10 protein-coding genes are annotated in these 12,727 nt (G+C 70.2%); all 10 read right to left on the bottom strand.

Annotated elements, in window-relative coordinates; all coding sequences use genetic code 11:
• Nucleotides 1-32 precede the first annotated feature (32 nt).
• On the bottom strand, nucleotides 33-620 hold the full coding sequence (locus ACZ7L7_RS10445; protein ID WP_285510464.1) for a Uma2 family endonuclease: 588 nt from the start codon (nucleotides 618-620) through the stop codon (nucleotides 33-35).
• 95 nt (nucleotides 621-715) lie between these two features.
• Complete coding sequence (locus ACZ7L7_RS10440) at nucleotides 716-1,999, bottom strand: thymidine phosphorylase (RefSeq protein ID WP_285510465.1); 1,284 nt, start codon at nucleotides 1,997-1,999, stop codon at nucleotides 716-718.
• Nucleotides 2,000-2,070: 71 nt separating this feature from the next.
• Nucleotides 2,071-2,466, bottom strand: a complete 396-nt coding sequence (locus ACZ7L7_RS10435) for a cytidine deaminase (RefSeq protein WP_453600967.1) — start codon at nucleotides 2,464-2,466, stop codon at nucleotides 2,071-2,073.
• A complete protein-coding gene (locus ACZ7L7_RS10430) occupies nucleotides 2,463-3,740 on the bottom strand; it encodes an ABC transporter permease (RefSeq protein ID WP_453600970.1) in 1,278 nt (425 codons plus the stop codon). Before ACZ7L7_RS10430 ends, ACZ7L7_RS10435 begins: the two co-directional genes overlap by 4 nt.
• On the bottom strand, nucleotides 3,737-4,861 hold the full coding sequence (locus ACZ7L7_RS10425) for an ABC transporter permease (protein ID WP_472075534.1): 1,125 nt from the start codon (nucleotides 4,859-4,861) through the stop codon (nucleotides 3,737-3,739). Before ACZ7L7_RS10425 ends, ACZ7L7_RS10430 begins: the two co-directional genes overlap by 4 nt.
• Nucleotides 4,861-6,447, bottom strand: a complete 1,587-nt coding sequence (locus ACZ7L7_RS10420; RefSeq protein WP_093723100.1) for an ABC transporter ATP-binding protein — start codon at nucleotides 6,445-6,447, stop codon at nucleotides 4,861-4,863. Before ACZ7L7_RS10420 ends, ACZ7L7_RS10425 begins: the two co-directional genes overlap by 1 nt.
• Nucleotides 6,448-6,656: 209 nt before the next feature.
• On the bottom strand, nucleotides 6,657-7,709 hold the full coding sequence (locus tag ACZ7L7_RS10415) for a BMP family lipoprotein (RefSeq protein ID WP_093723101.1): 1,053 nt from the start codon (nucleotides 7,707-7,709) through the stop codon (nucleotides 6,657-6,659).
• Nucleotides 7,710-8,297: 588 nt separating this feature from the next.
• The gene (locus ACZ7L7_RS10410; RefSeq protein ID WP_285510471.1) at nucleotides 8,298-9,350 is read right to left on the bottom strand and encodes a BMP family lipoprotein; all 1,053 of its coding nucleotides are present in this window, start codon (nucleotides 9,348-9,350) and stop codon (nucleotides 8,298-8,300) included.
• 262 nt (nucleotides 9,351-9,612) lie between these two features.
• On the bottom strand, nucleotides 9,613-10,836 hold the full coding sequence (locus tag ACZ7L7_RS10405; protein ID WP_285510472.1) for a M20 family metallopeptidase: 1,224 nt from the start codon (nucleotides 10,834-10,836) through the stop codon (nucleotides 9,613-9,615).
• 217 nt (nucleotides 10,837-11,053) lie between these two features.
• Nucleotides 11,054-12,580 (bottom strand): PH domain-containing protein, encoded by a 1,527-nt coding sequence (locus ACZ7L7_RS10400; RefSeq protein ID WP_472075531.1) that lies wholly within the window; start codon nucleotides 12,578-12,580, stop codon nucleotides 11,054-11,056.
• Nucleotides 12,581-12,727 lie beyond the last annotated feature (147 nt).

Genomic DNA, 12,727 nt, shown 5'->3' with positions numbered 1-12,727 from the left:
ACCCGGGGCCGGCCGGCCCCTGCGAGAGGGGCTCAGCTCAGCGGGAAGATGCCGGTGTCGAGGACCAGCTTGAACGGCTCGGGCAGGTCCAGCTTCTCGCCGTACTCCACCGAGGCGAGCACGCGGTACGTTCCGTTCCGCGGTTCCCCGTAGAGCGTCGCCGTGGGGCGCCCTGACTGCCAGGGGTCCAGCAGCAGGTAGAGCGGTACTCCCGCGACGGCGTAGCCGTGGGCCTTCTTGATGCGGTCGTGGTTCGCGTTGCTCTTGGACGTGATCTCGACGACGAGTTCGGCTTCACCCGCGGGCACGCGCGTGCCGCGCCGCAGGGCGGCCCTCGGTACCACACACAGGTCGGGGATGAACAGGCCGCCCGTCTCCGGGCAGGCGAGGCCGAGCGTCTGGTAGACGCCCCAGTCGTCCGGAATCGTTTTGTACAGGAGGCGCTGCACCAACTCAGCGGTGTCGTTGTGCTCTTCGGACGGCGGTGGCGACACGGTGACGATCCCTTCGATGATCTCCACCTTGCTGCCCTCGGGAGCGTCCGTCTCCTCCCAGACACGGACGATCTCGTCCCAGTCCGTGCCCTGCGGGACGCCGGGCTCGGCGGCGAGTGCGCTCATGGCGGTCTCCTTCTCGGTCGTCACCGATCCCAGCATGCCCAACGGGACCGGTGGCGGTCCACCGATCCCGTTCACCCGAAAGAGAAAATCCCAGGTCAGGCGATACGTTCCAGCACCACCGGCGACGCCGTGAACTCCGTGCCCGGGGCCGCGATGTCGTAGGCGTTCGCGACTGCCTGGAGGGCGTAGTCGAAGCGTTCCGGGGTGTCGGTGTGGAGGGTGAGCAGGGGCTGGCCCTCCTTGACCGTGTCGCCGGGCTTGGCGTGGAGTTCGATGCCGGCGCCGGCCTGGACCGGGTCCTCCTTGCGGGCGCGGCCGGCGCCCAGGCGCCAGGCGCCGACGCCGATGTCGTAGGCGTCGAGGCGGGTCAGGACGCCGGAGGCGGGGGCGGTGACGACGTGCTGTTCGCGGGCGACCGGCAGCTCGGCGTCCGGGTCGCCGCCCTGTGCGGCGATCATGCGGCGCCAGACGTCCATCGCCGAGCCGTCGGCCAGGGCCTTGGCCGGGTCGGCGTCGTGGACGCCGGCCGCGTCCAGCATTTCCCGGGCGAGCGCGATGGTCAGCTCGACGACGTCGGCCGGGCCGCCGCCCGCGAGGACCTCCACCGACTCGCGGACTTCCAGGGCGTTGCCCGCGGTGAGGCCGAGGGGGGTGGACATGTCGGTGAGCAGGGCGACCGTCTTCACGCCGTGGTCGGTGCCGAGGCCGACCATGGTGGAGGCCAGCTCGCGGGCGTCCTCGATGGTCTTCATGAAGGCGCCGGTGCCGACCTTGACGTCCAGCACCAGCGAGCCGGTGCCCTCGGCGATCTTCTTCGACATGATCGAGGAGGCGATCAGCGGGATCGCCTCGACCGTGCCGGTGACGTCGCGCAGGGCGTACAGCTTCTTGTCGGCGGGAGCCAGACCGTCGCCCGCCGCGCAGATCACGGCGCCGGTGGTGTCCAGGACGTGCAGCATCTCCTCGTTCGACAGCAGCGCGCGCCAGCCGGGGATGGACTCCAGCTTGTCCAGGGTGCCGCCGGTGTGGCCGAGGCCGCGGCCGGAGAGCTGCGGGACGGCCGCGCCGCAGGCGGCGACCAGCGGGGCCAGCGGGAGGGTGATCTTGTCGCCGACGCCGCCGGTGGAGTGCTTGTCGGCGGTCGGGCGGGAGAGCGAGGAGAAGTCCATGCGCTCACCGCTGGCGATCATCGCGGCGGTCCAGCGGGCGATCTCCCGGCGGTTCATGCCGTTGAGCAGGATCGCCATGGCGAGCGACGACATCTGCTCGTCGGCGACCTCGCCGCGGGTGTAGGCGTCGATCACCCAGTCGATCTGCTCGTCGCTCAGCTCTCCGCAGTCCCGCTTGGTGCGGATGACGGAGATGGCATCCATGGCCATGACTTTCCTTCCGACGTTCTCAAGAAAGTGCGCGGCCCCTCTGAAAGCGGTTCAGAGGGGCCGCACAGGAGTTACTTGGCGAGATGGTCCGGGCCGAATGCCTGGGGCAGCATCTCCGACAGCGGCAGGATCCCCGCCGGTGTCTCCAGCAGCAGGTCCGGGCCGCCGAACTCGTACAGCAGCTGCCGGCAGCGGCCGCACGGGACGAGGATCTCGCCCCGGCCGTCCACGCAGGTGAAGTGCGTGAGCCGGCCGCCCCCGGTGCGCTGCAGCTCGGAGACCAGCCCGCACTCGGCGCACAGGCCCAGCCCGTAGGAGGCGTTCTCCACGTTGCAGCCGGAGACGGTGCGGCCGTCGTCGACCCGGGCGGCCACCCCGACCGGGTAGCCCGAGTAGGGGGCGTAGGCGTGGCGCATGGCCTCCCGCGCCACCTCCCGCAGGGCCGACCAGTCGACCGGCTGGGTCACTTGCCCTGGCCCTTCCGGTAGGGCAGACCGTCCGCCTTCGGCATCCGCAGGCGCTGCGCCGACAGGGCGAGGACGATCAGGGTGATGACGTACGGCGTGGCGGAGACGACCTGGTTCGGGACCTCGTTGGTGCCCGCGTACCAGGCGAACACCAGGGCGCCGATGACCGCGGTGATCGTGGAGGAGGCGTACTTCTTCCGGATCACCAGCCAGATCGCGCCGATGATCAGCAGCAGCGCGCCGAGCAGCAGCAGGGCGTGGACGTTCTCCGAGCCGCCGCGCAGGTTGAGGCTGTCGGTGTAGCCGAACAGACCGGCGCCGAGGGCGAGACCGCCCGGCATCCAGTTGCCGAAGATCATCGCCGCGAGGCCGATGTAACCGCGGCCCGAGACCTGGCCCTCCAGATAGAAGGGGTTGGCCACGATGGAGAGGAAGACACCACCGAGACCGGCCAGGCCACCGGAGATCACGACCGCCAGGTACTTGTACTTGTAGACGTTCACACCGAGGGACTCGGCCGCGACCGGGTTCTCACCGCAGGAGCGCAGCCGCAGGCCGAAGGCCGTACGCCACAGGATCCACCAGGTGGCGGGGATCAGCGCGATCGCGATCAGGGTCAGCCAGGAGACGTCGGTGACCAGGCCGCCGACCAGGCCGGCGATGTCCGAGACGAAGAACCAGCCCTCGTTGTTGAGGTCCCGGAGCCAGTCGGACAGTCCCGGCACCGTGAAGTTGCCGAGCGAGTCGACCGCCGGGGACTGCTTGGCGGAGCCGCCCGGCTCGCCCTCGAAGGCGAGCGGGGCGAGGTAGCGGGTGATGCCCAGGGCGAGGATGTTGATCGCCACACCGGAGACGATGTGGTTGACGTTGAAGGTGATGGTCGCGATCGCGTGCAGGATGCCGCCGATGCAGCCACCGAGGATGCCGACCACGACACCGGTCCACGGGCCCCACTGGAAACCGGCCCAGGCGCCGAACCAGGTGCCGAGGATCATCATGCCTTCGAGGCCGATGTTGACGACACCTGCCCGCTCGGCCCACAGACCGCCGAGACCGGCGAGGCCGATCGGCACGGCGAGTTCGAGCGCGGTGGACATCTGGCTGACGTTGGTGATGCCGTCCGCGCCGGTGATGATGCGGACGATGGAGGTCAGCGCCAGGGCTCCGGCGATGACCAGCAGCAGGACGGGCCACGACAGGCGGCGGCCGGTCGGCGCCGTGGGCTGGAGCGTCGGCTGGTTGACGTCGACCGCTGAGGTCTGAGGAGCGGTCATCGGCCCGCCACCTCCTTCGAAGTGTTGTTGTCGGCGCCGAGGACGTGACCGGCGGCGAGTTCCGCGCCGACCCGGCGCTGCTGGCGGCGCAGGCCCCACTCACGGACGGCCTCGTAGGAGACGACCACCGAGAGCACGATCAGGCCCTGCATGATGACCGCGATCTCCTTGTCGTAGTCGTGGAAGTCCAGCTCGAGCGAGGCCTTGTCGAGCCAGGCCCACAGCAGGGCGGCGAAGGCGATGCCGACGGGGCTGTTGCGGCCGAGCAGCGCGATGCCGATGCCGAGGAAGCCGATGCCGGTCGGGAAGTTCAGGCTGAAGGTGTGGGTGTCGCCCATCAGGATCGGCAGACCGGCCAGGCCCGCGATCGCACCGGAGATCAGCATGGCGGTCAGCACCATGCGCTTGGGGTCGACACCGCTGGCCGCGGCGGCGGACTCCGAGGCACCGGAGGCACGCAGGTCGAAGCCGAAGCGGGTGCGGTTGAGCACGATCCAGTAGCCGATGCCGAGCAGCACCGCGAGCAGGACCAGGCCGTAGATCTCGCCGGCGTCACCCATGTCGAAGCCGGGGATCCAGCCGGACTCGTGCATCACGCCGGTGGTGTTGTTGTTGCCGACCTTCACACCGAAGACGTCGGGCAGCCACAGGTAGGCGATGACGGAGGTGGCGATCGCGTTGAGCATGATCGTCGCGACCACCTCGCTGACCCCGCGGGTGACCTTGAGGACACCGGCGATACCGGCCCAGAAGGCACCGGTGCACAGGGCGGTCAGCAGCAGCAGCGGGACCTGGAGGGCGGCCGGGATGTTCGCGTGCGCGCCGACGATGGCGGTCATCATGGCGGCGAGCTGGTACTGGCCGTCGACACCGATGTTGAACAGGTTCATCCGGAAGCCGATGGCCACCGCCAGGGCGGCGATGTAGTACATCGACGCCTGGTTGATGATCAGCACCTGGACGTCGGAGTAGGTGGCCTGCTCGAACATCAGGGTGTACGGCTCGACCGGGTTCTTGCCCGAGGCGATGAGCACGATCGAGCTCAGCGCGAAGGCCACGGCGAGCGCGATGACCGGGCCGGCCACCGCGAGGAGCACGCGCTCCTTGTCGAACTTCTTCATCAGCGGGCCTCGTCTTCCGGAGCCTCGGGAGACTTGCGGATCTCGGGGGTGTCTGCGCCGGGCTCGGCGTTCTCGGGGTGTTCCAGGTGGCCGGTGGCGGCACCGGTCATGGCCGAGCCGAGCTCCTCCGGGGTGACGGTGGCCGGGTCGGCGTCCGCGACCAGCTTGCCGTTGTAGATCACCCGGAGCGTGTCGGACAGGCCGATCAGCTCGTCGAGGTCCGCGGAGATCAGCAGGACGGCCAGGCCCTCGCGGCGGGCTTCGCGGATGTGGTCCCAGATCGCGGCCTGCGCGCCGACGTCGACACCGCGGGTGGGGTGCGCGGCGATCAGGAAGCGCGGCTTGTGGCTCATCTCGCGGCCGACGATCAGCTTCTGCTGGTTACCGCCGGACAGGGAGGCCGCGGTGACGTCGATGCCGGGGGTACGGACGTCGTACTCCGCGACGATCCGGCGGGTGTCCTCCTGGGCGGCCTTCGGGTCCAGCCATACGCCCTTGGCGTTGGGCTTCTCGGTGACGTGGCCGAGGATGCGGTTCTCCCAGAGGGGCGCGTCCAGGAGCAGACCGTGCCGGTGGCGGTCCTCGGGGATGTAGCCGATGCCGTGCTCGCGGCGCTTGCGGGTGGCCCAGGCGGTGATCTCGTCGTCGGCCAGCTTGATGGTGCCGGAGTCGGCGTTCCTGAGGCCGATGAGGGCGTCCACCAGCTCGGTCTGGCCGTTGCCCTCGACACCGGCGATGCCGAGGATCTCGCCCTCGTGGATGGTGAAGCTGATGTCGTCCAGCAGGGCCTTGCCGCCGGGGGCCGCCAGGCGCAGCTTGTCGACGGTGATGACCGGGCGGTCGGTGACCGTGGACTCCGCCGTCTCCGGGGTGGGCAGCTCGCTGCCGACCATCATCTCGGCGAGCTGACGCGGCGTCGTCTGGGAGGGGACGGCGGTGCCGACGGTGGTGCCGCGGCGGATGACGGTGATCTCGTCGGCGACGGAGAGCACCTCGCCCAGCTTGTGGGAGATGAAGATGACCGACAGGCCCTCGGCCTTCAGGTCGCGCAGGTTGTCGAAGAGCGCCTCGACCTCCTGCGGGACCAGGACGGCCGTCGGCTCGTCGAGGATGAGGGTGGTGGCGCCGCGGTAGAGGACCTTGAGGATCTCCACGCGCTGGCGGGCGGCGACGCCCAGCTCCTCCATGAGGCGGTCGGGCTCCACGCCCAGGCCGTAGCGGTCGGAGAGTTCCTTGATCTTGCGGCGGGCCTTGGCGCCGATGCCGTAGAGCTTCTCGCTGCCGAGGACCACGTTCTCCAGGACCGTGAGGTTGTCGGCGAGCATGAAGTGCTGGTGGACCATGCCGATGCCACGGGCGATGGCGTCGGCCGGGGACGAGAAGGTGACCTGCCGGCCCTCGACCGCGATGGTGCCCTCGTCCGGCTTCTGCATGCCGTAGAGGATCTTCATCAGGGTCGACTTGCCGGCGCCGTTCTCGCCGACGAGGGCGTGGACGGTGCCCTTGCGGACCGTGAGGTGGATGTCGTGGTTGGCCACGACACCCGGGAATCGCTTCGTGATCCCGGCGAGCTCGACGGCGGTCACCTGACCGTTGACCGCCGCGCCGGCCGGAGGGCTGCTGGACGCTTTGATGGCGCACTCTCCTGGGGACGGGGGTCGTCTACGCGCGTAGCGCCCCTACGGCATACAAAGGGGTGACGCATCGCTGACAACGGGGTACGAGGAGTCCGCCTCCCCGTACCCCGCCCAGCTGACGTGACCCCGCGGTTACACGCTGCTCAGGGTGTTGCTGTTCAGCTGCTCTTGACCTTGATCTCGCCGTTGATGATCTTCTCCTTGGCCGTCTCGATGGCTTCCTGGAGCTCGGCGTTGTCCGCGAACTTCGGGTTGGAGTTCGACAGGCCCACCTCGCCGGTCTTCAGATCGCCTCGAACGATACCGGTCTCGGGCTTCCCGTCCTCGACCGACTTCGCCAGGTTGTACACCGCCTTGGCGACGTCCTTCATCGCCGAGGTGAGGATCGAGTCCTTGTACTTGGCGAGAGCTTCCTGCTTGTACTGGTCGGAGTCGACACCAATGGCCCACACCTTGTTGGCGGCGGCGGCCTCGATGACGCCCTGGCCGGAGAGACCGGCGGCCGCGTAGACGACGTCCGCCTTCTTCTCGATCTGGCCCTCGGCGGCCGACTTGCCCTTGTCGGGGCTGGAGAAGCCGCCCTCCTCCGCGGTCTGCGTGAGGTACTGGGAGAGGACCTTGACCTTGGGGTTGGTGTCCTTGACGCCCTGCTCGAAGCCCGCCTGGAACTTGTGGATCAGCGGGATGTCCACGCCGCCGACGAAGCCGACGGTGTTGGTCTTGGTGCTCTTGGCGGCGGCGACACCGGCGAGGTAGGACGCCTCCTCCTCGGAGAAGACCAGGTCGGCGACGTTCTTCGCCTCGACGGTGGAGTCGTCGACGATGCCGAAGGTGGTGTCCGGGAACTTCTCCGCGGCGCCCTTCACGGCGGTGGCGTAGGCGTAGCCGACACCCACGACCGGGTTGTAGCCCTGCTTGGCCAGCGACACCAGCCGCTGCTCCTTGTCGGCGTCCGTCTCGCCCTCGGTGGGCTCCACGTCGGCCGTGGTGTAGCCGAACTCCTTCTTCGCCTGCTCCAGGCCCGCGAACGCGGCGTCGTTGAAGGACTGGTCGCCCTTGCCGCCGACGTCGTACGCGATGGCCAGGCCCTTGTCGCCGCCCTTGGAGTCCGACTTGCTGGACTCGGTGGAGGTGCCGCCGCAGGCGGAGAGGGCGAGGGCCAGAGAGGCGGTCGCTGCGCCTGCGACCGTGATCCGGGAAATCCGGCGCATGTGAAGTGCTCCTAGTGGTACAAGCGCCGGACGGTGGTGTGCTCGGTTGCTTCACAGCATCGGCGCTGATTGCTTCGCCGCAGAGTAACGCGCGTAGACCTGCCTGAAAACCCCTTCTGTCCACCTCGTTATCCGGCCGTGCCCTGTGCCGTGCGGCGCTTGACGGAGGGTCACTGGGGGGCGTCGGGGAGTGGTGGGGGTGTGTTTCTTCGCCCCCGCCGCCCCTACCCGTCCCGTCCCCAGGGGCTCCGCCCCTTCGACCCCGGGGGCGTTGTGTGTCGGGTGCGGGCCGGTGGGGGCTGGTCGCGCAGTTCCCCGCGCCCCTAAAGGCCGGTGGGGGCTGGTCTCGCGGTTCCCTGCGGGCCGCAGCCGGAGAAGAAGCGGCTGGATGTCCCACCCAGGGGCGCGGGGAACTGCGCGACCAGCCCCCCACCCACCCGCACACGAAGAACAAACGGCCGGCCCCACCCCCCAGGGGCGCGGGGAACTGCGCGACCGGCCCCCGCCGGCGTGCGCCCGAAGAACAAGTGAAGCGGGCGGCGCCCTGAGGGGTGCCGCCCGCCTTCGTGGGGAGTTACCGGTGGTGGGTCACTCCGTGTTGACCTTGATGTCGCCGGCGATGATCTTCTCCTTGGCCGCGGCCACCGCGTCCGTCAGGCCCTCGATCTCGGCCATCTTCGGGTTGCTCTCGGCCAGGCCGACGCCGTTGACCTTGAGGTCGAAGGTCTGGACGCCGGTCAGCGGCTTGCCGTCGTGGACGGACTCGGCGAGGGCGAAGACCGCGCCGCCGACGTCCTTGAGGGCGGAGGTGAGGATGAAGTCCTTGTACGCCGCCAGGGCTTCCTGCTGGTACTGGTCGGAGTCGACACCGATCGCCCAGACCTTGGCCTTGGCGGCGGCCTCGATCACACCCTGGCCGGACAGGCCGGCCGCCTGGTAGATGACGTCCGCGCCCTTCTCGATCTGGCCCTCGGCGGCGGCCTTGCCCTTGTCGGGGCTGGAGAAGCCGCCTTCCTCAGCGGTCTGGGTCAGGTACTGGCTGATGACCTTGACCTTGGGGTTGGTGTCCTTGACGCCCTGCTCGTAGCCGGCCTGGAACTTGTGGATCAGCGGGATGTCCACGCCGCCCACGAAGCCCACGGTGTTCGACTTGGTGGCCTTGGCCGCAGCGACGCCCGCCAGGTAGGACGCCTGCTCCTCGGCGAAGACCAGGGAGGCCACGTTGTCGCCCTCGACGACGGAGTCGACGATGCCGAAGGTGGTGTCCGGGTACTTCGAGGCCACGGCCTCCATGGCGGGGCCGTAGGCGAAGCCGACGCCGATCACCGGGTTGTAGCCCTGCTTGGCGAGGGAGGCCAGACGCTGCTCCTTGTCGGCGTCCGTCTCACCCTCGGTCGGCTCGATGTCGGCGGTCTTGTAACCGAACTTCTCCTGGGCCTTCTGCAGACCGGCGTACGCGGCGTCGTTGAAGGACTGGTCGCCCTTGCCGCCGATGTCGTACGCGATGGCCAGGCCCTTCGTCTCCTTGCTGCCGTCGCTGCCGCTGTCCTTGTCGCTGCTGGTACCCCCGCACGCCGTGGCGGCGAGCGCGATCGACGCGACCCCCACCGCGATCCGGGCCAGTCTGGATGTCCGACGCATCGTGAAGTTCCCCATTCTCCAAAAGCCCCGCAGTGGGTGCCTGAGTTCGGCGCACATTAACGCGCGTAGACACTCCTGGGAACGGGGTATCGCGTGGCCGTTATCCATTCGTGCCGATGGCCGGTTACGTCCCGGTGAACCACCGGATCGAATGGTGCGTTCCAGGACATCGGCGCGCAGGTGTGAGCGCCATGGGGTCAGACTCTCCCGTGGGTGTGGGGGTCGCAACCGGAACGCACCCGAAGAGGGTGATCGGGGTCGATCAGAGGTCGATCAGTGCCGCCGCCGTGAACAGCTCCACGCCCACCTTGATCGCGTGCTCGTCCACGTCGAAGTCGCCCTGGTGCAGATCGCGGACGGTGCGCTCACCGGGCGTGCGTACGCCCAGACGGGCCATGGCACCGGGCACGTGCTCCAGGTACCAGGAGAAGTCCTCGCCGCCGAGGCTCTGCTGGGTGCCCTCGACGGAGTCGGGGCCGCGGCGGGCGATCATGGCGTCCCGCAGCAGTTCGGTGATCTCGGGGTCGTTGACCACCGGCGGCACCCCGCGGACGTAGTTGATCTCGGACTTGGCGCGGTGCAGATTGGCGACCTCGTCGATGGCGGCGACCACGATGTCGGGCGCCTGCCGCCAGGCGTCCAGGTCCAGGCAGCGCACGGTCCCGGACAGCTCGGCGTGCTGCGGGATGACGTTGGGCGCGTGGCCGGACTCGATGCGGCCCCAGGTCACGGCGAGCCCCGCGCGGGTGTCCACCCGGCGGGCGACCAGCGCGGGCACGTCGGTGACCACCCGGGCGGCGGCCGTGACCAGGTCGGTGGTCAGATGAGGGCGCGCGGTGTGCCCGCCGGGGCCGTCCAACGCGATCTCCAGCCGGTCGCAGGCGGAGGTGATGGCGCCCTCGCGGATCCCGATCTTCCCGGCGTCCACCCGCGGGTCGCAGTGCACGGCGACGATCCGGCCCACGCCCTCCAGCACCCCGCACTCGATGGAGTCGGCGGCGCCGCCGGGCAGCACCTCCTCGGCGGGCTGGAAGATCAGCCGCACCGGCCGCGGCAGCAGCCCCCTGCGGTGCAGGTCGGCGAGGACGAGCCCGGCCCCGAGCACCACGGTGGTGTGCACGTCGTGACCACAGGCGTGCGCCCGGTCGGGCACCGTGGAGCGGTAGGGGCACTCGGTCTTGGCGTCCGGGATGGGCAGGGCGTCGATGTCGGCACGCAGGGCGAGCGCGGGCAGCCCGTCGTCCCAGTTGCCGATGTCACAGACGAGCCCGGTCCCGACGGCGAGGACACGCGGCGCGAGACCGGCCCGCTCCAGGCGCTCCTTGATCGCGGCGGTGGTACGGAACTCCTGGTTGCCCAGCTCGGGATGCATGTGCAAGTCGCGGCGGAACGCGACGAGTTCGGCGCGCAGCGACTCGGGCAGCGTGCCCGGGAGCAGCGCTTCCCCGGCTTCCCCCGCGGTATCGGCCTCGGACTCTACGGACATCAATTGCTTCACCCTCTGAAGGGTAGGACGCCCGGGTGGCCAACTGACCCTCGATCAACAAAAGTTCAGCCCGTTAGGGGAAGAAAATCTGGCCGCCAGACGCATAGGTGTGGGTTGGGACGGGTAAACTCCCTCACTTTTCGAGCGAGTCGATCACGTCACCCATCCGCTCTCCTACCAACCCATACCACGCCACGGACAGCCACGTCGGTTCTGTTCATCTGTCGGAACCCGGAGTCGAGGCGTCCGCGAGCGTCGCTGTGGTCTCCAGGGCGCGCAGGACGCGGGCGAGGTCGGCCGGGGCGGCGGCCAGGCGGACGGGGGTGCCGTCGTCGTCGAGGTCGGCGACGTGCCAGCTGCGGGGCACGGTGTCGCCGTCGTACTCCTGGGGCCTGCGCACCCGGGTGACGGTGAGCCGCCGGGCCGGAAGGGTCAGCGCGCCGTACCGGCCGGGGCCGGGGGTGACGGCGGGCGGCTGGTCGCCGCCGAGGGCGATGTGGGTGCCGAAGCCGTCGGGGTTGTAGTCGGTGGACTCCAGGAAGCGGGCGCGCACGAAGACCTCCCCCCGCTCGGCCGGGACGGTGACCTCGCCGGGGAAGCGGACCCGGGTGGCGCGCCAGGCCAGGGCGGTCATGGCGAGCGTGGCGGCGGTGCCCGCGAGCGCCCAGGTGACGGCGGTGGGCGAGTCGAGCAGGTCGGTGGGGTGCCGGTAGGCGAGGGGCAGGAGCCATGCGCCGGTCGCGGCGAGGACGGCCGCGTAGGGCAGGGCGGAGGGGAGGACCTCTCCGTCGGGCAGCCTCCGCCAGCGCAGCCGCGTCACCGTCGTGGCCGCCGGGTAGCCCGCGAGGAGGGCGAGCACGGCCGCGACCACGGCCAGGTCACCGGGCGGGGAGACGTGCTCGCGCCAGGTGTAGCGGCTTCCGGAGACCTCCATCACATCGCCGCGCCAGAGGGTGAGTCGCACCGTGTCGCCGGGCTTGAGCTCCCGGGCGGCCTCCCCCGACACGGAGAGCGCGTCGATCGGACGGTCGTCGGCGAAGTACAGCGTTCCGCCCTGCTTCGGCCCCTGGTCCACGGTCGCCTCGATCACGGCCGGGACCGTGGTCAGGCACTCGCGCCGGTCCTCGGCGGGGGTCGACTCCGCGCACGGTACGGCCGACTCCCAGGCCCGCGTGGAGTCGTCGGCCCGCGGTACGGACCAGGCGGCCGCGCCCGCGCACACCAGCAGCAGGACACACAGGACCGGCGGCCAGGGCGAGCCGCGGCCCGCGGTGCGCTGGGAGACGAGGACGAGCCGGTCCGAGCGGGGCGCGGTGCCGTGGCGGCGGTGCAGGGCGCGCAGGGACTCCAGGGCGTCTTCGAAGTACGCGTCGTCGGTGCCCCACCCGGTGGGCTGGGGAAGCTGCCAGGCGCGCCGGTCGCGCAGGGCGACGAGGATCTGCCGGGACTCCTGGCCCCGGGGCCACCGCTTGATCCGTACGCGCAGATCGGTGACGTCCGTCCAGGACACGGTGCGGCGCCGGGTGTGGATGCCGTGGGCGTCGGCGCGGACCTCGCCGGTGGTGGGACCCAGGAAGGCCAGCCCGGTGCCGAGGCAGATCACGCCGACGGCGAGCAGCGGGGCCGTGCCGCCCCGGGCCACGGCCAGGGCGGTGAGCAGGGCCCCGGTCGCGACCACGACCAGGACGGCCCACAGGCCGCGCCGGAAGCGGGACCGGAAGACGAGTTCGCGCACACCGTTCATGGCGCCATCCTGACGTGTCCAGGACCACGAGGTATGTGCGGGGTCCGGCAGTTTTCCGGTGGGTGAAACTGCCGACCCGCCTCCCCCGGCGCGGCTAGGCTCCGCCCCCGTGACGGACGCGACGAGGGACTCGACCACGGGCACGGA

This window comes from Streptomyces sp. NPDC110618, assembly GCF_055657065.1.
Note: the sequence above shows the minus strand (reverse complement) of the source record. Positions and strands in the feature narration are given on the sequence as shown.